General features: G+C 67.8%; 17 protein-coding genes. 7 read left to right on the top strand and 10 right to left on the bottom strand.

Going from position 1 to position 22341, the window contains the following annotated elements:
* Positions 1–23: 23 nt before the first annotated feature.
* The 7 genes from PK98_RS07185 to PK98_RS07155 form a co-directional block, all read right to left on the bottom strand.
* A complete protein-coding gene (locus PK98_RS07185; protein ID WP_039095360.1) occupies positions 24–683 on the bottom strand; it encodes a TadE/TadG family type IV pilus assembly protein in 660 nt (219 codons plus the stop codon).
* On the bottom strand, positions 683–1261 hold the full coding sequence (locus PK98_RS07180; RefSeq protein ID WP_052208170.1) for a TadE/TadG family type IV pilus assembly protein: 579 nt from the start codon (positions 1259–1261) through the stop codon (positions 683–685). Before PK98_RS07180 ends, PK98_RS07185 begins: the two co-directional genes overlap by 1 nt.
* Positions 1258–3072 carry a TadE/TadG family type IV pilus assembly protein gene (locus PK98_RS07175; RefSeq protein ID WP_161792411.1) on the bottom strand — a complete coding sequence of 605 codons (1815 nt, stop codon included), beginning with the start codon at positions 3070–3072 and terminating at the stop codon, positions 1258–1260. Before PK98_RS07175 ends, PK98_RS07180 begins: the two co-directional genes overlap by 4 nt.
* Before the next feature lie 73 nt (positions 3073–3145).
* On the bottom strand, positions 3146–3403 hold the full coding sequence (locus PK98_RS07170) for a hypothetical protein (RefSeq protein ID WP_039095354.1): 258 nt from the start codon (positions 3401–3403) through the stop codon (positions 3146–3148).
* 20 nt (positions 3404–3423) lie between these two features.
* Positions 3424–4677 (bottom strand): N-succinylarginine dihydrolase, encoded by a 1254-nt coding sequence (locus PK98_RS07165; RefSeq protein ID WP_039095352.1) that lies wholly within the window; start codon positions 4675–4677, stop codon positions 3424–3426.
* The gene (locus PK98_RS07160) at positions 4674–5690 is read right to left on the bottom strand and encodes an arginine N-succinyltransferase (protein ID WP_039095350.1); all 1017 of its coding nucleotides are present in this window, start codon (positions 5688–5690) and stop codon (positions 4674–4676) included. The genes PK98_RS07165 and PK98_RS07160 overlap by 4 nt, the downstream gene beginning before the upstream one ends.
* Positions 5687–6895 (bottom strand): hydrolase, encoded by a 1209-nt coding sequence (locus PK98_RS07155; RefSeq protein ID WP_039095348.1) that lies wholly within the window; start codon positions 6893–6895, stop codon positions 5687–5689. The genes PK98_RS07160 and PK98_RS07155 overlap by 4 nt, the downstream gene beginning before the upstream one ends.
* Positions 6896–6984: 89 nt before the next feature.
* On the opposite strand from PK98_RS07155, the gene PK98_RS07150 reads away from it, so the two are divergent.
* From PK98_RS07150 to PK98_RS16705, 5 genes are all read left to right on the top strand, one after another.
* Positions 6985–9126 carry a malate synthase G gene (locus tag PK98_RS07150; RefSeq protein WP_052208168.1) on the top strand — a complete coding sequence of 714 codons (2142 nt, stop codon included), beginning with the start codon at positions 6985–6987 and terminating at the stop codon, positions 9124–9126.
* 65 nt (positions 9127–9191) lie between these two features.
* Entirely contained in the window at positions 9192–12302 is a 3111-nt protein-coding gene (locus PK98_RS07145; RefSeq protein ID WP_039095346.1) for a response regulator, read from the top strand.
* A complete protein-coding gene (locus tag PK98_RS07140) occupies positions 12287–13174 on the top strand; it encodes a CheR family methyltransferase (protein ID WP_039095344.1) in 888 nt (295 codons plus the stop codon). The genes PK98_RS07145 and PK98_RS07140 overlap by 16 nt, the downstream gene beginning before the upstream one ends.
* Complete coding sequence (locus PK98_RS07135) at positions 13164–14993, top strand: response regulator (RefSeq protein ID WP_039095342.1); 1830 nt, start codon at positions 13164–13166, stop codon at positions 14991–14993. Before PK98_RS07140 ends, PK98_RS07135 begins: the two co-directional genes overlap by 11 nt.
* Before the next feature lie 144 nt (positions 14994–15137).
* Positions 15138–15317 carry a hypothetical protein gene (locus PK98_RS16705; RefSeq protein WP_152608556.1) on the top strand — a complete coding sequence of 60 codons (180 nt, stop codon included), beginning with the start codon at positions 15138–15140 and terminating at the stop codon, positions 15315–15317.
* 122 nt (positions 15318–15439) lie between these two features.
* Here PK98_RS16705 and PK98_RS07130 read toward each other — a convergent pair whose 3' ends face one another.
* Together PK98_RS07130 and PK98_RS07125 are read right to left on the bottom strand one after the other, a co-directional pair.
* Positions 15440–17236 carry an IlvD/Edd family dehydratase gene (locus PK98_RS07130; RefSeq protein WP_039095340.1) on the bottom strand — a complete coding sequence of 599 codons (1797 nt, stop codon included), beginning with the start codon at positions 17234–17236 and terminating at the stop codon, positions 15440–15442.
* 13 nt (positions 17237–17249) lie between these two features.
* On the bottom strand, positions 17250–18365 hold the full coding sequence (locus PK98_RS07125) for an aldose epimerase family protein (RefSeq protein ID WP_235425469.1): 1116 nt from the start codon (positions 18363–18365) through the stop codon (positions 17250–17252).
* Positions 18366–18525: 160 nt separating this feature from the next.
* On the opposite strand from PK98_RS07125, the gene PK98_RS07120 reads away from it, so the two are divergent.
* The gene (locus PK98_RS07120) at positions 18526–19836 is read left to right on the top strand and encodes a sugar MFS transporter (protein WP_052208165.1); all 1311 of its coding nucleotides are present in this window, start codon (positions 18526–18528) and stop codon (positions 19834–19836) included.
* Positions 19837–19872: 36 nt separating this feature from the next.
* Here the strand turns inward: PK98_RS07120 and PK98_RS07115 are convergent, their stop codons facing one another.
* On the bottom strand, positions 19873–20655 hold the full coding sequence (locus PK98_RS07115; RefSeq protein WP_081996074.1) for a FadR/GntR family transcriptional regulator: 783 nt from the start codon (positions 20653–20655) through the stop codon (positions 19873–19875).
* 93 nt (positions 20656–20748) lie between these two features.
* On the opposite strand from PK98_RS07115, the gene PK98_RS07110 reads away from it, so the two are divergent.
* Positions 20749–22299, top strand: a complete 1551-nt coding sequence (locus tag PK98_RS07110) for an aldehyde dehydrogenase (NADP(+)) (RefSeq protein ID WP_039095335.1) — start codon at positions 20749–20751, stop codon at positions 22297–22299.
* Positions 22300–22341: the final 42 nt, after the last annotated feature.

The following is a 22341-nucleotide window of genomic DNA, read 5'->3' as shown; positions in this document are numbered from 1 at the left end:
AGAAGCACCCCACCTCTCCCGCATCACAGCCCGTCGGGTGACAGGCAATTGTCCTTGGGCGCGTATCCTTCGACAGCCAGCACCGGATGATAGATCGCCCCGCGACCACGGAAGCTGGCCGTACGGGTGATCACCGGCGGCACCTGCAGCCATTGCACGAACGTGTCGCTGAACACCGGTTCGTAGGCATAGCTGACCTGGGCGTGGAACAATGGCTCGCCCGCATTCAGCTGTCGGGGGATGCCGGCTGCGACATCGCTGATGCTCCAGCAGCCCATCAGCTGCGGCGCCCGCGTCAGCGCCCCGTCGAACCGCTGCCACATGATCTGGTTCACGTCGCCTTCGCCGTCATCATTCTCGTCCTGTCCCATCACGGCCGACACGATGACCCGCCCCCGATTGCGAATCTCGAGCGGGCTCGCGGCCACATCCATGGCGTAGAGGATGTCATAGACCTGAGCCTCCGACAGGCGCCGGTCCGAGGCGCCGTCGCGGGCCACAAGATCGGCGGTCATGGTTGCCAGCCGCTGCACCTTGACCTGCGCGAGGAGAAGGAAGGACACCTCGATGCCGGCCCCCATCACCCCCACGAACAGGGGCAGCGCCAGCGCGAACTCCACCGCGGAGACGCCGCGGCGGCAGCCGGCCAGCAGCCGCAGCAGGTGGCGGGCGCGGGTCCGCATCACAGGACGGACCGTTCCGGCTCGTTGCGGGCGACGGCGTTGCTGGTCAGCCGGAGCGGCGTGCCGAACACGCCTTCCAGGAAGGGGAAGAACGGATCGACCGGGTAGATGACGGAGTAGGATACGACATCCCCGACATCGCCCATCCGCCCGCCGGTCGGCATGGCCATGTCCCGGACGCCATTGCGGTTGCGATCGGCGAACAGCTCGCCATCGTCATAGACGCCGTTGCCGTTCAGATCCTCGAACCCCTCGGGCGTGGCGCCGCCGAAGGTGCGGTAGACCTGCGTCGTGATTTCCATCTTCTCTCCCTCGGCCACGGGGAAGGCGCCCATGATGTCGGTGATCCGGGCACGCATGGCGGCATCGCGCACATCCTCGTTCAGCGTCAGGGCCACCGCATTCTCGCGCGCCGCATGCGATACCGCGCCTTCCAGCGTGGTCTGGACCAGCAGGAAGTGCGCCGCCTCGATCGTGCCGGCCAGCAGCAGCAGCATGACGGGCGCCAGCAGGGCGAATTCCACCACCGCCACGCCGTCCTCCTGCCGCCGCAGGGCCGGGAGCCGACGGCGCGTCATTCGGTCAGGTGCAGGTCGACCAGGTCGACTGCGATCTGGCGGAAGGCGTTCTGGATCTGGCTCTGCGTATTGGTCTCAAGATAGTTGGAGCCGGCACAGGTGCGGAACACGCTGCCCGCATCGTCCGACGCCTTCATGAGAGAGACGATGTAGACGGCGATGCCATCCCGCTTGGCGTTCTCGCACACCTTGGCGAAGCGATACATGACCTGGTTCGTGAATGTGGCGGCGTTGGTGCTGGCCGTCAGCCGCCTGTCACGCAGATTGCCATAGGCGCCGTACCAGGCAGCATGGGTGTTCGCGCTGCTTTCGCCGTCGGTCATGAACACCAGGGCACGCAATGGCCGTTCGGACGGGACCGGGTTCCTGCGGACGAACACGTCGTCCCTTGTCAGCAGGCGATAACCCCACAGCATCCCGATGTGATGCAGCGTGCCGTCTGCAGGCATCAGCGGGAAATTGTCCAGCCGGATGTAATCATCATAGACGGCTTTTGCCCGGCCGTAGCTGAGCTCCAGCGCAGGCTCCGGACACTGCCAGTTCGGGGTGGCCATCCGCAGGTTGCGGCCGCCCCGGGTGGGATAGCCATAAACCCTGTTCGGATCGGACCAGTCTGCCGCTTCGCTGATCCGCGGGATGCGGGCATATTCCACACGCCATGGATCGGTGGAGCCCGGCGTGTACTTCGCACCATCGGCGGCGCGGACGATCACATCGTCGGTTGTGCTGCTATTGTCGTGGTTCAGGCCGATATAGAAATCGTAGAAATGCTGCCGGTATGCCGGCGTGTTCGCCAGCCGCTGTGCGATATCGGCGCGACCCCCGGGGCTCAGCCTGTACAGGTTGTTCTTCCGGTCGGACCCCGTGTACGTGTTCTTGTGGGCCGCTTCGTAGTTGGCGGGCAGGCGGGCATTTGATGCGAAGGCGGCAGCGGTGACCTTGGTCGTGGTCACCGGCGGCACGTGGTACGGCCGCACGCCCGGGCGACCATTTTCCCCCGGCAGGATACTGTCGATGTCCCACGCACCGTTTTCCATGCTCGTGGCGGATGCACTCAGGTCGCGCACTGTCGGATCGTTCTCGACGCAGCCACGCCATCCCAGGGCATTCGCGGCAACCGGCTCCACCTCCTTGGTGTAGTCGGAGATGTTGGTGAACCCGTCCCGTTCCATGAGGGGGACGTGATGGTCGGTCAGGATCTTCCCGACATTCGTCGTCACGGTGTAGGTGACGAAGCCCATCGCCAGGTCTGCCCGCCGCTCTTCACCCTGATGCAGAATATCGATGAAATCATTCATCGCGGTCTGCAGTGCGGTCATGCGCGTGCCCTTGCCAAGGCCGCCACCCATGGAGCCGGTATTGTCCAGCACCACCATCACCTCCAGCGGCTTGGGCTGCATCTCGGCCACGGCCTCGACCGAGACTGCCCGGTGCTCGATGCCGAACAGGCGCATGAAGACCATCGGCAGGTCAGTGGTGGCCGTGACCTGCACGCGATTGACGCCCCGGACCTCCTGAAATTCCGCCACGGGCGCGATCGGGTCGCTGCCGGCATAGCCTTCGGGCATGTTGGCGTGGAAATAGGCGGCGACCTGGGTGCCGCGATCATCGGTCAGGCCGAACACGCGGGCGCCGGCCAAGGCGCCGGCATCGACGCCGGCCTGCATCTGGGCGCGCACGGTAACGATCCGGCCGATATCGACGGCCGCGCCGATTCCCGCCAGCACCGGCAGCAGGCCCGCGGCCATCATCGGCAGCGCGGCGCCCCGTCGATCGTGCATCAGCCGGCGCATGAAGTTGCGCTTGTTCATGGTCCACCATCCCATTGTAGATGGCGGGCATAGGCTGGCGCTGGTTAAGCGGTCGTAAAAGGCGGCGGCGGGGTCAGTCCGCTTCGTCAGCCGCCATGGCGGCCCTGGCCGCCGCCTCCAGCTTCAGGCAGTCCAGTATCTTGGCCCCCGCCATCAGCACGGCGCAGCAGCAGGCCCCGAACAGCAGCCGTCCGCCCCAGCCGGGGAACTGGTCCAGATAGACCGACCCGCGCTGCGTCGCCCCAAGTGCCAGGGCATAGATCACGGCAAATGCCTCCAGCCGGGTGCGGATGGTGAACAGCGCGAGCAGCCGCTTGGGTCGGAAGGTCATGGTCCGGCAATCACTCCCGGTCAGGCAAGTTCCAGCAGGTGGAGGGCGTCCAGCAAGGCGTACCGCGCTGCGACAATCTGGTGGGCGAGTGCCGGATCGCCCAGCTGCGCCGGTGCGATCGCCTCCGGCCAGTGCGCGGCGATCACCCCCTCGATCAAGGTGGCCTTGTCGTCATCCAGCAGGAAGCGCGGATCGACGGTTCCCGGGTCTGCCACCACCCGCAGCCGCAGGCAGGCCGGTCCGCCGCCATTTGCCATGCTTTCCCGCACATCCACCGGCAGCACCTGCCGGATCGGGCCATTGCCCACCAGCAGCCGGTCAAGGAAGGCGTGAACCCGGGGATGGGCCGAGGCCTCGCCCGGCACCACCAGCGCCATGCCGCCACCCGCCGGCAAGGACAGCAGCTGGGCGTTGAACAGGTAGGAGGCGATGGCATCGGCCAGGCTGACCTCGGCGTCAGGCACCACGATGATCTCGGCCTTTGGCAGCAGTCGGCGGATCGCGGCATAGGTACCGTCGGGATCGGCAAAGGCGCGCTCGTGCGTGAACAGCACGGTGCCATTCGCCACCGCCACCACATCATTGTGGAACGCCCCCGCCTCGATCGCTTCCGCCGCCTGCTGCACGAACAGCGTGCGGCCGGGATCCAGCCCGTGTCGACGGGCCACCGCGCGGCTGGCCTGTTCGTGCTGGCGCGCGGGAAAGCGGCCGCCGGGCCGACCATGGACGAACATCTCGATACCGGGTGCGCCATGCTCGGCCGCCATGCGCATGTGATTGGCGGCGCCCTCGTCGCCGAAGCAGGGCGGAACCGCGTCGTGCACGGCAAAGTGACTTTCATCGGCAAACGCCACCCGCAGCTGGCGGATGGTATCGGGCCATTCCTGCGCCCGGTGCGGCATGGTGACGAGGTTGGCGACGGTGAGATGGCACCGGCCGTCCGCCGTATCGGGCGCGGGGCTGACCGTGGCGGCGTTGGCGGTCCACATCGCGCTGGCGGACCAGGCGCCCGCCAGCAGGGCGGGGTCCGCCTCCGGTATCCAGGCCAGCCGGTCCAGCCAGCCGGCATTGGGCCGTGGCAAGGGCAGCAGCACGCCTTGCGGCAAGCCCAGCGCCATGTTGCCGCGCATCTTGGCGAGGCCCTGCAGCGCGGCGGAGCGGGGGTGGCTGACCTGCCCGGCATGGGCGGTGGCCGCCAGGTTGCCGATGCTGAGCCCGGCATAATTGTGGCTTGGTCCGACGATCCCGTCGAAATTGATCTCGCGCAGGCTCATCGCGCGATGCTCCACACCATGTCGCCGGGATTGACCTGCAGCAGGTCCGCAGTGTGCGAGTCGATCGCCACGGTGCCATCATCCAGCACCTGCCGCGCACCGAAACAGCAGCGGAAGGTCGCCAGGGTGCCGGCGGCGATCAGCGCCTGTTCTCCCTTGGCCAGCATGGCGTCGGTCAGCGCAGCACAATGCGCCTGCCGGACGCTGGCGACCTGATCGGTCATCGCCGTCATGGTGGGTCCGCCGTCGAAGATGTCGACATAGCCGTGATGGTGGAACCCTTCATGTTCCAGCATCCGCATCGCCGCGCGGCCGGTCGGGTGCGGCAGGCCGATCACCCGGCGCGCCTCCTCTGCCAGCATGGCGGTGTAGACGGGGTGCTTGGGCATCAGGTCGGCGATGAACTGGTTGCCGTGCAGCGCATTGAACTCATCCGCTTCCTGGAACGTCATGCCGAAGAAACAGCCGCCGACAGCATCCCAGAACGGGGATCCGCCGCGTTCGTCGATGATGCCGCGCAGTTCCGCCAGGATGCGCGGGGCGAAGCGCTGCCGGTGCGCGGCAATGAACAGATACCGGCTGCGGGCGAGCAGCAGGCCGAGCCCCCCGGCCCGCTCCCCCGGATGCAGGAACAGGCCGCCCACCTCGCTCGATCCCTCCAGGTCGGTCACCAGGCTCAGCATCTCGGCGCGCATGGTGCGGTCCAGCTCGCGCGAATACTGGGTCATGGTGGTGAGGCGGTAGGAGTAGAACGGCCAGCGCTGCCCCACCTGCGTGAACAGCTGCCCGGTGCCGCGCACCAGGCCCGTCTCTACATTCTCCAGCACCAGCACGAACTGTTCGTCAATGACGGCATCATCGGTGCGGGCGAGGGCGGTGGCGGAGCGTTCCAGCTTGGCTGCCAATGCGGCCCGTTCCGGCGGAAGGTTGGTGAAGCCGCCGCCGGTCAGCTTGGCCATCTCGTAGAGCGGCTGCAGGTCGTCCGGCCCAGCGGCGCGGATCACGAAGCTCATGGCAGCTCTCCCGAGGCGAGGCGGTGCAGGACCAGCGCCGACAACCCGGCGCGTTCGGCCAGGCTGGGCACGATCATGTATTCGTCCGGCGAATGGATCGCGCCGCCACGCACGCCCATCGTGTCGACCACCGGCACCCCGGCTGCGGCGATGTTGTTTCCGTCGCACACGCCGCCGCTGGGTCGCCAGCCGAAATGCTGGCCGAGATCGGCGCCGGCGCGCTGCACCAGGTCGAACAGGCGCTGCGCGCGCGCATCCACCGGTTTGGGCGGGCGGGTAATGCCGCCATGGGGGTGCAGCTGCACCTCATGTTCCGCGGCCACGCCTGCCACAATCCTGGCGAAGTCGACCGCGAACCGCTCCGCCGCTCCTGTGGTCTGCGGGCGGATGTTGAAGCGCAGCACGGCATGGTCGGGCACGACGTTGTTCGCCGATCCGCCTTCGATCTTTGCCGGGTTCACCGACAGCTCCGGCCCTGCCAGCCACTTCAATTGAAGCGCCAGGTCAGCCAGCGCCAGTACCGCGTTGCGCCCGTCCTGCGGGTTGCGGCCGGCATGGGCGGAGCGGCCCGTCGCCACTACCGAGTAATTGCCGCTGCCCCCGCGCGCATGGGCCAGCGTGCCGTCAGGCGCGGTCGCCGGCTCGTAGGTCAGCGCGGCCACCCTGCCGGAGGCCAGCTGCGCGATCAGCGCGGCGGAGGCGAGCGAGCCGGTTTCCTCGTCCGCGTTGATCAGCACGTCGTAACCGAGGCGGGGTGCTGCCGGCGTGGCCTCCAGCGCCAGCAATGCCTCCAGCATCACCGCCAGACCGCCCTTCATGTCGGCCGCGCCCGGTGCGTTGAGTGTGTCGGCATCAAGCCAGCGGGCAAACTGGAAGGGGTGGTCTGCGGGGTAGACCGTGTCCATGTGACCGGTCAGCAGCACCCGCCGCGCGGCATCCGGCCGCACGCGCACCAGAAGGTGCTGGCCATGGGCCTGCGCAACCTCCCGCCCGGCAGCGTCGATCATCCGCACCGGCGCCGGATCGACCAGCGTGACCGCGCCCGGCAGGGCGGCAAAGGCGTCGGCCAGTGCCTGTGCCTGCCGCGCCAGTCCGGGCAGATTGCGGGTGCCGCTGTTGATCGCGCACCAGCCCTCCACCCGCGCCAGCATGGCCGCCCCGTCAATCGGCGCCAGCGCCTGTTGCTCGTCCTGCTCCAGTCCCATCGGACAGGCTGTAGCCGCTTGTGGGCCAGCTTTCAAAGTCCACCCGCCAGGCGTAGGACAGCGGCAGGACAACAAGCGGGAGCGGATGGATGGCACGGGTGGAGATCGCCGGGCTGCGGGTCGACAGTGCCATGGCTGCGTTCCTGGACACGGAGGTGCTTGGGCCGCTGGGGCTCGACACCGGTGCCTTCTGGCGCGGCCTTGCCGGGCTGGTCGCGCGTTTCACCCCGCGCAACCGCGAGCTGCTGGCCGTTCGTGAGCGGATGCAGCAGCAGATCGATGGCTGGCACCGGGAACGGCGTGGACAGGACCATGATCCGGCCGCCTGCAGCGCCTTCCTGCACACCATCGGCTACCTGCTGCCCGAGCCCGCGCCGTTCACCATCGCGGACCATCCCGCCGATCCGGAAGTCGCCGCCACCGCCGCGCCGCAGCTGGTCGTGCCGGTGCTGAATGCGCGCTACCTGCTCAACGCCGCGAATGCGCGGTGGGGCAGTCTGTACGATGCCTGGTACGGCACGGATGCGCTGGGCGACCTGCCGGTGGGCGATACCTACGATCGGCAACGCGGTGCCCGGGTGATTGCAGCCGGGCGCGCCTTCCTGGACCGGACCCTGCCGCTGCGCGCGGGCAGCTGGGCCGACCTGCCCGATGCCGATGCGATCCGGCTGGCCGACCCGGGGCAGGCCTGCGGCACGACGCAGCACGGCCTGCTGTTCCGCAACAATGGTCTGCATATCGAGCTGGTGATCGATCGTGCGCACCCCATCGGGCAGGACGACAGGGCAGGCATCGCCGATATCCGGCTGGAAGCCGCGCTGACCACCATCGTCGACCTGGAAGATTCGGTGGCGGCGGTGGATGCGGCGGACAAGCTGGCGGCCTACCGCAACTGGCTGGGCGTGATCCGCGGCGATCTGATCGCGCGGTTCGACAAGGGCGGCGATCGGCAGATCCGCCAGCTGGAAGGAGACCTGACCTGCACCGGCCCCGACGGCCATCCCGGTGCCCTGGGCGGTCGCAGCCTGCTGTTCGTGCGCAATGTCGGCCTGCTGATGACCAGCGACGCCGTGCTGCTGTCCGATGGCAGCGAGATCCCGGAAGGGCTGCTGGATGCAGTCGTCACCGCAGCGATCGGTGCGCTGGACGTGCGTGGCCTCACCCGATGGCGCAACAGTGCCGTCGGCGCGATCTACATCGTTAAGCCCAAGCTGCACGGGCCTGACGAGTGCGCCTTCGTGGACGAGATGATGGATGCCGTGGAGGACCTGCTCGAGCTGCCGCGTCATACGGTCAGGCTGGGCCTGATGGACGAGGAGCGGCGGACCAGCGCGAACCTGGCCGCCTGCATCCATGCGCTGCGCCAGCGGATCGTGTTCATCAACACCGGCTTCCTGGATCGTACCGGGGACGAGATCCACACGGCGATGCAGGCCGGCCCGGTGGTGCGCAAGGCCGCGATGAAGCAGGCCCGCTGGCTGGACGCGTACGAGCGGCGCAATGTCGCGGCAGGTCTCGCCTGTGGCCTTGGCGGGCGGGCGCAGATCGGCAAGGGCATGTGGGCCGCGCCCGACCGGATGGCGGCCATGCTGGCGGAGAAGGGCGCGCACCTGGCCGCCGGGGCGACCACGGCATGGGTGCCGTCACCCACCGCCGCGGTCCTCCACGCGCTGCACTACCATGAGGCCGATGTATTCGCGATACAGCGCACGCTGGCTGAGGCGCCCGGGAGGGAAGCGCTGCTGACCCCGCCTCTGGCCGATGGTGGCTGGTCGCGGGCGGAGATCGCAGAGGAGCTGGAGAACAACTGCCAGAGCCTGCTGGGCTATGTGGTGCGGTGGATCGATGCCGGGATCGGCTGTTCCAAGGTGCCGGACATCGCCGATGTCGGCCTGATGGAGGATCGCGCGACCCTGCGCATCTCCAGCCAGCACATCGCCAACTGGCTGCTGCATGGCGTGGTCACGCGCGAGGAGGTGCTGGACACCTTGCGCCGGATGGCCGTGCGGGTGGACCGGCAGAATGCGGCCGATGCGGCATATCGGCCGATGGCGCCGGCATGGCGGACGCATCCTGCCTTCCAGGCCGCGTGCGAACTCGTGTTCGACGGGGCGACGCAACCTTCCGGCTATACCGAGCCGATCCTGCATCGCTGGCGCCGGCAGACCAAGCGACGTCGCCGGAAGATTGACGGGAACCGGACTGGCACTTCGGCGTTTTGGGCCGAATAGCAGGCATGTCGCGAGCAGGACGGGGGCGCGACGTGGTGCCCGGAGTCCCGCTTGCCGAGTTGATAATGCCGTCACGACAAGGGTTTGACGGCCGGCTGCTGTCCTATGCCGGCCTGTTGGTGCTGTTGGGTGGCACGTTCCTGGCCGACCTGACCTTCCCGCTGGGTACGGCGGTGTGGGTCATCTATCTTCTGCCGACCGTCCTGACCTACCTGACCATGCATCGCATCCTGCCGGTGATCGTTGCGGCCACCGCGACGGTGCTGATGGCGATCGGCTTCGCCTTCGCGCCGGAGGGTATCGACACCGGCGTCGCACTGGTGAACCGCGGACTGGCGAGCTTCATCAACCTGCTGCTGGCGGCCATCGGCTTCCTGTTCATCGGCTACCGCACGCAGAACCGGCGCCAGCAATGGCTGCGCGACGGGGAGGCCGGGCTGGCGAGCGTGCTTGCCGGAGAGCTGACCCCGGGCGAGACCGCAGCGGCGGCGCTGCGGTTCCTGGTGGACCGGCTGGGGGCCGGCGTGGGGGCCATATACCTGCGCAATGGCGACCGGTTCCGGCGGCAGGCGACCTTCGGCGTGCCCGCGACCGCGCCCGTGCCGGACGAATTGCACGCCGGGGACGGGCTGCTGGCCGAGGCTGTCCGCGATTGTCGCAGCCACATCGTCACGCCGGTGCCTGCCGGCTATCTGACCTTCGGCACCGCGCTGGGCCAGGCGAGCCCGCGCAGCCTGCTGGTGGGCGTCAGCGCCGTGGACGGGATGGTCAACGGCGTGGTGGAGCTGGGCGTGTTCGACCGGCACGATCACCAAACGGACGCGCTGCCGTTCCTGGACATGGTGTCCGACCAGCTGGCCATTGCCTTCCGCTCCGCACTGTATCGTGCGCGGCTGCAGGATCTGCTGGCCGAGACGCAGGCGCAGGCAACCGAGTTGCAGGCGCAGGGCGAGGAACTGCGTGCCACCAACGAGGAACTGGACGCGCAAAGTCGTCAGCTGATGGCATCGCAGGCGCAGCTGGAGGACCAGCAGGCAGAGCTGGAGCGCAGCAACGCACAGCTGGAGGAGCAGACCCAGTCGCTGGAGGCGCAGCGCGACGAGCTGACGCGGGCGCAGGCCTCCTTGCAGAACCAGGCCGCCGAACTGGCGCAAGCGAGCCGGTACAAGAGCGAGTTCCTGGCGAACATGAGCCACGAGCTGCGTACGCCACTGAACTCGCTGCTGATCATGGCGCGGCTGCTGGCGGACAATCGCGCCGGCAACCTGACCGCGGAACAGGTCCGCTTTGCCGAGACCATCGAGGGATCGGGCAACGACCTGCTGGTGCTGATCAACGACATCCTCGACATCTCCAAGATCGAGGCCGGGAAGGTCGACCTGCAGCTGCGGGTCGTCGATCTGGCCGGCACGCTGGACAAGCTACGCGGCGTGTTCGGCGTGGCGGCGGCGGACAAGGGGCTGCGGTTCGAGGCTGTGATCGAGGACGGTGCGCCGCGGCAGCTGGAGACCGACCCGCAGCGGTTGGAGCAGATCCTGCGCAACTTCCTGTCCAACGCCATCAAGTTCACCGATAGCGGCTCGGTCACGCTGGAGGTCCGCGAGGGCCGCTCCGCCGGGCGCGTGGCACTGGTCGTGCGCGATAGCGGGCCGGGTATCGAGCCCGACCAGCACGACGCCATCTTCGAGGCGTTCCGGCAGGCCGATGGCAGCATCAGCCGCCGCTATGGCGGGACCGGGCTGGGCCTGTCGATCAGCCGCGAACTGGCCCGGTTGCTGGGGGGCGAGATCCTGCTGGACAGCACCCCGGGGCAGGGCAGCGCCTTTACGCTGGAACTGCCCGAACGGATCGACCTGGCCACCATGCCGGAGCCGGCGCGGCCGACCGCCAGTCGCATGGCCCAGCGCATCCTGCCGCAGCCCGCTCAGGCCCATGACGTGCCGGCGCCCGTGCTGGTGCCGGACGATCGCGCGGTACTGGCGGGCGACAAGCGCCTGATCCTGGTGGTGGAGGACGATCCGGTCTTTGCCCGCATCCTGCGCGACTTGGTGCACGAGCTGGGATTCCAGTGCCTGATCGCCGGGACGGCGGACGAGGGCACGTTGCTGGCGCGGCAATACCTGCCGCATGCGGTGATCCTCGACATGAACCTGCCCGACCATACCGGCCTGTCGGTGCTGGACCGGATCAAGCGCGACGTGCGCACCCGGCACATCCCGGTGCATGTGGTGTCGGTCGACGACGACATGCAGGCCGCGCTGGCCAGCGGGGCGGTGGGTTACCTGTTCAAGCCGGTCAGCCGCGATGCGCTGATCGGCATGCTGGAGGGGCTGGAAGCGCGCATGGAGCAACGCCTGCGCCGCGTGCTGGTGGTGGAGGACGATGCCACGCAGGCGACCAGCATCCGCCACCTGCTGGCATCGCGAGACGTGGAGACGGTGGAAGCCCATGACGCCGCCGCGTGCCTGGAACTGGTCGCCACGCAGACCTTCGATTGCATGGTGATGGACCTGAACCTGCCCGACATGCCCGGACTGCAGCTGCTGGAGCGGCTGAGCAATGACGAGGCGTTCAGCTTCCCGCCGGTGATCGTCTATACAGGCCGCGACTTGTCGTCGGAGGAGGAGCTGGCGCTGCGGCGCTACTCCAAGTCGATCATCGTCAAGGGCGTGAAGTCGCCCGAGCGGCTGCTGGACGAGGTGACGCTGTTCCTGCACCAGGTGGTGGCAGACCTGCCCAGCGAGCACCAGCAGATGCTGGAACGCGCCATGCGCCGCGACGCCATGCTTGACGGGCGGCAGGTGCTGGTGGTGGAGGACGATGTCCGCAACATCTACGCCCTGACCGGCATCCTGGAGCCGCATGGCGTCCGCCTGCGGGTGGCACGCAACGGGCGCGAGGCGATCGAGGTGCTGGATGGCAGCCGCGCCGACGGCGGCGTGCCGGTGGATCTGGTGCTGATGGACATCATGATGCCCGAGATGGACGGGCTTACCGCCATGCGCCACCTGCGGGCACAACCCCAGTGGCAGAACCTGCCGATCATCGCGCTGACGGCCAAGGCGATGGAGCGCGACCAGCAGGAGTGCCTGGATGCCGGCGCTAACGACTACCTCGCCAAGCCGCTGGACGTGGACAAGCTGCTGAGCCTGGTGCGCGTGTGGATGCCGCGCTGATGGTGGACGATGCAGCTGTGCGGGCGATCGAGACCGACCTGCTGGTGGAGGCGATCTGGCGACACTACCAGTATGATTTCCGTTCGTACGCCCGCGCCTCGCTGGAACGTCGGCTGGTCCGGGCGTGCGCGCATTTCGGCCTGTCGAGCCTGTCGCAGCTGCAGCATGTGGTGCTGCACGACCCGGCCGCGTTGAACGTGCTGCTGTCGTTTCTGACGATCCAGGTCAGCGAGATGTTCCGCGACCCCTCCTACTTCGCGACGCTCCGGCGGGACGTGGTACCGCATCTGCGCACCTGGCCATCGCTGAAGGTGTGGATCGCCGGGGTCGCCAACGGAGAGGAGTTCTACTCCCTCGCCATCCTGTTCCGGGAGGAGGGGCTGGAGGATCGCACGCTGTTCTATTGCACCGACATCAACCGCGCGGCGCTGGACCGGGCAGAGGCGGGCATCTTCCCCGATGACCGGATCGCCGGCTTTTCCGCCAATTACCAGGCGGCAGGCGGCAAGGGATCGCTGTCCGAATACTACACGGCCGGCTTCGGCGCCGCGCGGTTCGATCCCACCCTGCGCCGCCGCGCCGTCTTCGCCGACCACAACCTGGCCAGTGACGAGGTGTTTTCGGAGGTGCAGCTGGTGTCGAGCCGCAACGTGCTGATCTATTTCGACCGACCGCTGCAGGATCGCGCCCTTGACCTGTTTGCCCGATCCCTGCCGCATGGCGGGTTCCTGGGCCTGGGCGCCAAGGAGACGATCCACCTCTCGGCGCGGGCCCCGCTGTTCAGCGACTTCGCCACCACCGACAAGATCTATCGCCGCACCGCGCTCAGCCCCGAGAGCGTGCCGAACAGGACCATGACCCATGCAGGCTGAACCGATCCGCATCCTGGCGGTGGACGACGTCGACGCCAACCTTGTCGCCTTGCAGGCCGCGCTGGACCTGCCAGGAGTGGAGCTGGTGCCGGCGCGCGGCGCGATCGCGGCGCTGGAACTGCTGCTGCACGGTGATTTCGCACTGGCGCTGCTCGACGTGCAGATGCCGGAGATGGACGGGTTCGAACTGGCCGAGCTGATGCGCAGCACGGAGCGTACCCGCGGGATCCCCATCATCTTCCTGACCGCGGTCGCCACGGACGAGCAGCGCCGCTTCCAGGGGTTCGAGGCCGGCGGCGTGGATTACCTGCTGAAGCCGCTCGACATCACGATCCTGCGCAGCAAGGTGGCGGTGTTCGTGGAACTGGCGCGCCAGCGCTGCGAACTGGCGCGCCAGCGGGACGAGCTTGGTGCGGCGCTGGGTCGGCTGCGCGCGCATGGCGACAATTCCCCGCTGGCTGTGATCGAGCTGGATGCCGACGGCCGGATCATCACCTGGGCCGAGGGGGCGGTGCGCCTGTTCGGGCTCGAAGCCGGTGCCATGCTGGGCACGCGCATCGCCGACGCGCCGTTCCTGCTGGCCGAGATGCGGGCCGGGTTCCTGGCCGAAACGGCCGACCTGCTGACCGTGGGCGACAGGCGCGAAATGCAGTGCCACCGCTTCATTCGCGCCGACGGATCAGTCCGGGAAGGGGAGTGGTACTGCTCCTCCCTGTCCGGCAGGGCCGGCCCCGCGCGCACCCTGATGCTGCAGGTGCAGGACGTGACAGAACGCCACCGCGCGGAGGAGACGCAGCGCCTGCTGGTGGGCGAGCTGAACCACCGGGTGAAGAACACGCTGGCCACGGTGCAGGCCATGGCCTCGCTCAGCCTGAAGCGCGCCCGGTCCTTGCCGCAGTTCGAGGAGAACTTCACCGGGCGTCTGCAATCCATGTCGCGCGCCCATGCGCTGCTGAGTGCGACCACCTGGAGCAGCGCCAGCCTGCGCCGGCTGATCGCCGACCAGCTGTCCATCGGCACCGTGCCGGAGGAACGCTTGCGGCTGACTGGTCCGGATGTGCATCTGCCGCCGGAGCTGGCCCTGCGCTTCGCACTGGTGCTGCATGAACTGGCCACCAACGCGCACAAATATGGTGCCTTGTCCGGTACTGCCGGACAGGTGGCGGTCAGCTGGCAGGTCGAGCAAGGCACGCTGCAGTTCTGCTGGAGCGAGCAGGGCGGTCCGCTCATCGAGGCGCTGGACCGGCGCGGTTTCGGTTTCGAACTGATCACCGGCAGCTTGCGGCCATCCGGCGGTCGGGCCGACGTCGAGGTGAGCCGGGAAGGGTTGACCTGGCGCATCGCCCTGCCCGTGGAGGAGGCCGACCCGCCGGTTCCGTTCGAGGAACCGCAGGCTGTGGTGGAGCCGGTCGTCCCTGCCTGTTCCGCTCCGCCCGCTGGCCTGTCGCGGGTGCTGATCGTGGAGGACGAGCCGCTGGTCGCGATGGAGCTGGCGCTGGAACTGGAGGATCAGGGAATCATCACGCTGGGGCCGGCAACGTCATGCCGGCAGGCGCTGGACCTGATCGCTGCGGAGGCGCCCGATGCGGTGCTGCTGGACGGCAACCTGAACGGGGAGCCGGTCATCCCGGTGGCCCAAGCGCTGGCAGAACGCGGCACCCCGTTCGCCTTTGTGACCGGGTACAGTCTGGACCAGTTCCCGGCGGAGTTCCGGAACCGTCCGATCCTGTCCAAGCCGTTCACGCCGGCCGATCTGCGGCAGGTCCTGGCAGTGCTGAAGAGGGCGGAGCAGCCGGTGGCAGCGATCGCTGCCGCCTGATCGGCGGCCGGGCATCCGCTGCAGTGAGGCGTGCGCCACCGCCTTGGAGCACATCAGACGACCGTCACTCCACTGATATGGGCCCGGTGCCTGGAACTTCCGCGCGAAGCAGGCGGTTGGTCTGCCGTTTCAGGAGAACATCCAATGGCGACACTTCCCCCCGACCCCTATGCTCCTGATCCCGCCCGCAAGCCGGACGGTACGCCTGTCCCCGAGGACATGCCGGAAACCTTGCCCGGGCCCGACAATCCCGAGCCGCCGCGGATCACGCCCGACAGATCTGGCGACGATGTGGGCGACACTCCCGATCAGGGGCAGGCATAAACTGTAGTGCAGGCGGACGCGTGTCCGCTTGCGGTCACTACACCCGAACTATTAAGTTCGAGGCCGACGTCTCGTCGCAAGCACCGGCTCGCGACGAGACAGGTCGGACAGGCTGACCGAGGTCAGTGATTGTCGCGCGGTACGCCGTGGACCTGGGCGACGCGCTGGTACTTCTCTGCCCCTTCCAGGATCGCGCCGGTTTCCATCTGGCCGACCACAGCCCGCTGGATTTCCTGCCACGGCGTCTGCGACCCCGGATAGGCATAGCCACCCGCCGCATCGAACGCCGCTCGGCGTTCGGCCAGCTCGCCATCCGGCAGCAGCAGATCGACCCGGCCCTGGCGCAGGTCGATGCGCACCCGGTCACCCGACACCAGCAGCGCCAGGTTGCCACCTGCAGCAGCCTCCGGGCTGGCGTTGAGGATCGACGGACTGCCGCTGGTGCCGGACTGACGTCCGTCGCCCAGGCATGGCAGCGCATGGATGCCCTGCTTGATCAGCTCGGCCGGTGGCCGCATGTTGACCACCTCCGCCGCGCCCGGATAGCCGATCGGCCCCGCGCCACGCATCACCAGGATGGTGGTGTCGTCGATCCCGGTGGCGGGATCGTCGATCCGGTGATGGTAATCCTCCGGCCCGTCGAACACCACGACCGGGCCCTCGAACGCCTCGGGATCATTGGGATCGGACAGGTAGCGTTCGCGGAACTCGGCCGAGATGACGCTGGTCTTCATCAACGCGGAATCGAACAGGTTGCCGTGCAGCACCAGGAAGCCGGCATCGGCCAGCAGCGGACGCTCGAACGGGCGGATGACTTCCTCGTCCTCGATCACCGCGTTGCGGCAATTGTCGCCCATGGTGCGTCCGTTGACCGTCATCGCACCTTCCGCGATCAGGCCCTGCTTCATCAGTTCGGACACCACGGCCGGCACGCCGCCGGCGCGGTAGTAATCCTCGCCCAGATACTCACCGGCCGGCTGCAGGTTCACGAGCAGCGGGATCTTGTGGCCATGATGCTGCCATTCGTCGATCGGCAGCTCCACGCCGACATGGCGGGCGATCGCCGCCAGATGGATCGGCGCGTTGGTCGATCCGCCGATCGCGGAATTGACCGCGATGGCATTGAGGAACGCGTCCTTGGTCATGATGTCGGAGGGCTTCAGATCCTCCGCCACCATCTCCACGATCCGCTTGCCGGTCAGGTAGGCAGCTTCCTGCCGGTCCCGGTAGGGCGCGGGGATCGCGGCGGAGCCGGGCAGCGACATGCCGAGCGCTTCCGCCAGCGAGTTCATCGTGCTGGCCGTGCCCATCGTGTTGCAATAGCCGGTGGAGGGGGCGGAGGACGCGACCAGCTTGATGAAGCCGACCTCGTCGATCTCGCCCGTGGCCAGCAGTTCGCGCGCCTTCCACACGATCGTGCCGGAGCCGGTGCGCTGGCCTTTGTAATTGCCGTTCAGCATGGGGCCGACCGACAGGCTGATCGCCGGCATGTTCACCGTGGCCGCCGCCATCAGCAAGGCCGGTGTGGTCTTGTCGCAGCCGGTGGTCAGCACGACGCCGTCGAGCGGGTAGCCGAACAGCAACTCCACCAAGCCCAGATAGGCCAGGTTCCGGTCGAGCCCCGCGGTCGGGCGCTTGCCGGTTTCCTGGATCGGGTGGACCGGGAATTCCATCGCGATGCCACCCGCCTCGCGGATGCCTTCGCGGATGCGTTCGGCCAGCACCAGGTGGTGCCGGTTGCAGGGGCTGAGATCGCTGCCGGTCTGGGCGATGCCGATGATCGGCTTGCCGCCGCGCAGCTCGTCCAATGAAAGGCCGTAGTTCAGGTAACGCTCCAGATAGAGCGCCGTCATGTCGATATTGTCGGAATTGTGGAACCAGGCGCGCGAGCGAAGCGGGCGCGTTGTATTTTCAACCATGGAGCGGGCGTCCTTAGCGCGCAGTGGAAATGCGGTAGATCATGGCGTGGCGATAGGGCTTGCCGGGATCGACACGGGGCGAAACGAAATCGGGCTGGTTGGGCGCGTCGGGGAACTTCTGCGGTTCCATCGCGATGCCGTCGCCCATGCGGTACAGGTGGCCGTTCTTGCCGATCAGCGTGCCGTCCAGGAAATTGCCGGTATAGACCTGCACGCCGGGTTCGGTGGTCAGCACCTCCAGCACGCGGCCGGATACGGGATCCTCCAGCCGGGCGGCCAGCTGGGGCTGCACGGTCAGGCCCTTGTCCAGCGCCCAGTTATGGTCATAGCCGCGGCCGAAGCGGATCTGCTCGTCTGTGCCGTCCCGCAGGCCGTGCGCGATGTAGCGAGCCTGGCGGAAGTCGAACACGGTACCGGCGACAGGCATCCGTTCTCCGGTCGGAATCAGGATCTCCGACACGGGCGTAAAGTGTGCGGCCGGGATGGTCAGGCGATGTCCTTCGATGCCGCCGGCGGCGCCTTCGCCAGCCAGATTGAAGATCGCATGATTTGTCATATTTATGACGGTCGGCTTGGTCGTATCAGCCTCAAACGTGATCGCCAGATTGCCGGCATTGTCGAGCGTGTAAGTGACCTTCGCCTTCACCTCGCCCGGATAGCCGCTGTCGCCATCGGGGCTGGTCAGCGTCATCACCACGCCGGGTGTCGCGCCGGAGGTCGCGCTGGCGACCTGCCAGTTCTTCTTGTCAAAGCCGGCGCCGCCGCCGTGCAACGAATTGTCGCCGTCATTCTGGGGCAGCTGGAAGCTCTGTCCGTCGATTGCAAAGCGCCCGCCGGCGATGCGGTTGGCGTAGCGACCGACAGTGACGCCGAAATAGTTGGGCGTGTCGACATAGCCTGCCAGATCGTCGTAGCCCAGGGTGACATCGGCCAGCTTGCCCTCCCGGTCGGGGGCGATCAGCGACTGCAGGGTGGCGCCGTAGGTCAGGATGCGGGCGGACACGCCATTGTCATTGGTCAGCGTCACCGCCTCCACGACAGTGCCGTCCGCCAGCTGCCCGGCGCGCTCACGTGTCATCTCGCCGGCGAGCGCATGACCCGTCCCGGCCAGGAATAGCGCTACCACCATTGCCGACCGTGCCGGCATGCCGAGCTCCCGCATGTTCTCTCCCATCATCGTTGACTAGCTTCGCCGTGCTATATAGTCGGACATAAAAAGCTAGGGCAAGGATTTGATCACACCGGTGCCGAGATTCGTCGCCGGGTGAATGTCAGGGAGAGAATACGCGATGGCATTGCCGACTGCAGGTGCGCCTGCGCCGATAGGTGAAGCGCAGCCGGGGATGAACTATCGCCCGGCACTGACGCTGCTCGCCAGCCTGTTCTTCATGTGGGGCTTCATCACCGTCATCAACGGGACGTTGCTGCCGCATCTGCGCTCCGTGTTCGAGCTGTCCTACTTCCAGACCACGCTGATCGAATCCGTGTGGTTCATCGCCTATTTCTTCGCCTCCATCCCGTCCGCCAAGCTGATCGAGCGGATAGGCTATCAGCGGTCGATGGTTGCCGGGCTGGGCATGATGGCCGGCGGCGCGCTGCTGATGGTGCCCGCGGCGATGATCCCTTCCTATGGCGTGACGTTGATCGCGCTGTTCGTGATCGCCAGCGGCATCACCCTGCTGCAGGTGGCGGCCAACCCCTATGTCGCAGTGGTCGGCGCGCCCGAGACCGCGTCCTCCCGGCTGAACCTGGTGCAGGCGTTCAACTCTGCGGGTGCGACACTGGCCCCACTGTTCGGCGGCTATCTGATCCTGGGGCGGACGGCCGGTGGCACGGCCGCCGCGGGTGACGCGGTGCTGACGGAAGCGGAGCGGCTGGCCGATGCACAATCGGTGATCCTGCCTTACCTGCTCGTCGCCGCAGTGCTGGCGGTGCTGGCGATCGTGATCGCGCGCTTCCCGTTTCCCGCACTCGGCGCCGCCACGCAGCGGTCGGCGAAGGAAGAACGGCGCGGGCAGTCGCTGTGGCAGCACCGCAACCTGGTGCTCGCGATCCCGGCGATGATCGCCTACCTGCTGGCAGAGATCGGCGTGGGCAACCTGTTCATCAACTTCGTGTCCCAACCCGACATCGGCAATCTGACCCAGCAGCAGGCATCCAACTACCTGTTCCTGCTGTGGGGCGGCATGATGGTGGGCCGGTTGATCGGCGCCTTCGCCATGCAGCGGATGGATCCGGCCAAGGCTCTGGCGATTGCCGGTATCGGTGCCGCGATCGTCATGACCATCGCGACCTTCGCATCCGGCGAAGCCGCAATGTGGGCGCTGATTTCGGTCGGGCTGTTCCACTCGATCATGTTCCCGACGATCTTCACGCTGGGCATCCGTGGCCTGGGGCCGCTGACCGAAGAAGGTTCCGGCCTGCTGATCATGGCGATCGCCGGCGGTGCGCTGGTGGCGATCCAGGGCGTGCTGGCCGATGCTTACGGCCTGCAATGGTCGTTTCTGCTGACGATCGTGTGCGAGCTGTTCGTCGTGTACTACGCTGTATGGGGCGCTCGCCCCACCAACGCGCTCCCGCCGCCAAGCCGCACAGCCTGAAGCAGGCGTAATCTCTAGGAAGGCTGAGGCGGTGCCTCAGTCTTCCATGGAGCTGCGGGTGTCCTCCAGCGCCAGTTCCACCAACTGGCGCATGGCATCCTCCGCCCCCTGCGGGTCGCTGGCGGCAATTGCATCAGCCACGCGGGCGTGATCGGGCACCGGATTGCGCGGCAGGTCGCGCGCACGCATCTTGAACCGGGTGGTCCAGCTGACTGCGGCGCCGATGCTGGCGCTCAGGGTCACCAGTGCATCGTTCTGCGTCGCCTGCAGGATGGCGGTGTGGAAGTCGCGATCGGCCGCGCGGCCTTCGTCATTGGCGAGCGTATGCCGTCGCATGCGGCCCAGCGCATCCTTGATCACCCGTACATCGTCCCGCGTGCGTCGCTCCGCCGCCAACCGCGCCGCGGCCGGCTCCACGATGGCGCGCAGTTCGAACAGATTGCGGATGAAATTCAGGTCCGGCGAACCGCCGAAGGCCCAGGCCAGCACATCCGGGTCCAGCAGGTTCCAGCGCTGACGTGGCAGCACCCGGGTGCCGGCTTTCGGCCGACTTTCCACCAGCCCCTTGGCCGACAGCACCTGGATCGCCTCCCGATAGGCACTGCGCGAGACATCCAGCGCCTCCGAGAAGGCGACCTCGCCAGTCAGCACGTCGCCCGGCTGGTACTGGCCTGAGAGGATGGCGGTGCCCAGCTTGTGCGCGATCGCGCCATGCAGGCGCCGCCCCGTGCCGCGCGCGATCCGCGGCGCAGCCGCCGGCTGCGTCTCGCTCTCCGGCACCAGCCGACCGGCCGCTCCTTCGCCCCCATCATCTGTCATGGTGCTTGCCTATCAAAGCGGTGCGGGCTTGCAACGGCAAACATTGCCAAGCCGCATGGCCGCCGATATGTCCGAGTAAACGGAGACCTCATCATGACCGATCAGGCAACGCTTGCCGACCGCGCCGACACGTTCCGCTCCATCAGTGCCGCCACCGGCGAGGCGGAAGGTCCCGCCTTCCCCGTCCACGGCACGGCCGATGTGGAGGCCGCCTGCGCAGCGGCGGCCGCAGCCTTCGACGCCTACCGCGGCACGGACGCCGAGACCCGCAGCCGCTTCCTGGAGCAGATCGGCGAGGAGATCGAGGCGATCGGCGACACGCTGATCGAGACCGCATCGCGCGAATCCGGTCTGCCGCGGGCGCGGCTGGAGGGGGAGCGTGGTCGGACAATAGGTCAGCTGAAGCTGTTCGCGGAGGTGGTGCGCGCAGGTGCCTGGCGCGGTCTGCGCATCGATACGGCGTTGCCCGACCGCCAGCCGCTGCCGCGGCCGGACCTGCGCCTGCGCACCGTCCCACTCGGCCCGGTGGCCGTGTTCGGCGCGTCCAACTTCCCGCTCGCCTTCTCCACTGCCGGCGGCGACACCGCCTCGGCCCTGGCCGCCGGGTGTCCGGTGGTGGTGAAGGGGCACCCGGCGCATCCGGCAACGGGTGAGCTGGTGGCCGAGGCGATCCGCAAGGCGGTTGCGGCGTCCGGTCTGCCGGACGGCGTGTTCGGTCATCTGACCGGCCCCGGCAACGATCTCGGTTCCGCACTGGTGCAGGATCCGCGCATCGCGGCGGTGGGCTTCACCGGATCGCGCGGCGGTGGCATGGCGCTGGTCAGGCTGGCGCAGGCGCGGCCCGTGCCGATCCCGGTCTACGCCGAGATGTCGAGCATCAACCCGGTGGTGCTGATGCCGGAAGCGCTGAGGGCGCGCGGCGCGGCGCTGGGCATGGCGTTCGTCGGTTCGCTGACGATGGGTGCGGGCCAGTTCTGCACCAATCCGGGCCTGGTGGTGGCCGTGGAAGGGGAAGGGCTGGACGCCTTCCTCAATGCCGCGCGCACGGCGCTGGGCGATGCGCCGTCTTCGACCATGCTGACCCCGGGCATCCATGCCGCCTACACCAAGGGTGTGGAGGACCTGTCCAGCCATCCGCAGGTCGAGACCGTCGGCCGCGGTTCGGTTGGCAGCCCCACCTGCGGCCAGGCAGGCCTGTTCGCCACCACGGCGGCGGCCTTCCTGGCGGACGAGGCGCTGGGTCACGAGATCTTTGGTGCGTCCAGCCTGCTGGTCCGCTGCCGGGACGAGGCGGAGCTGATCGGGGTATTGCAGGCTGCCGAAGGTCAGCTGACGGCGACGATCCAGATGGATGCCGGCGACACCGATGCCGCCGCGCGGCTGGTGCCCGTGCTGGAGTTGAAAGCTGGCCGCGTGCTGGTGAATGGCTGGCCGACCGGCGTGGAGGTGGCGCACGCCATGGTCCATGGCGGGCCTTTCCCGGCGACGTCCGACGGGCGCACCACCAGCGTGGGCAGTCTGGCGATCGACCGCTTTCTGCGGCCGGTGAGCTATCAGAACCTGCCCGCGGAGCTGCTGCCGCCGGAACTGCGCAATGGCGGGCAGGCCGGCGCACCGCTGCTGCTGGACGGCAAGGCGGTCTGAGGATTAACGAACACAGTCACTGTAGAACAAGGGGCAGCGCCG

Origin of the sequence: Croceibacterium mercuriale (assembly GCF_000802385.1) — a bacterium.
GTDB lineage: Bacteria > Pseudomonadota > Alphaproteobacteria > Sphingomonadales > Sphingomonadaceae > Croceibacterium > Croceibacterium mercuriale.
The sequence above is the reverse complement of the archived record's forward strand: the minus strand, read 5'-3'. Positions and strand labels throughout refer to the sequence as shown.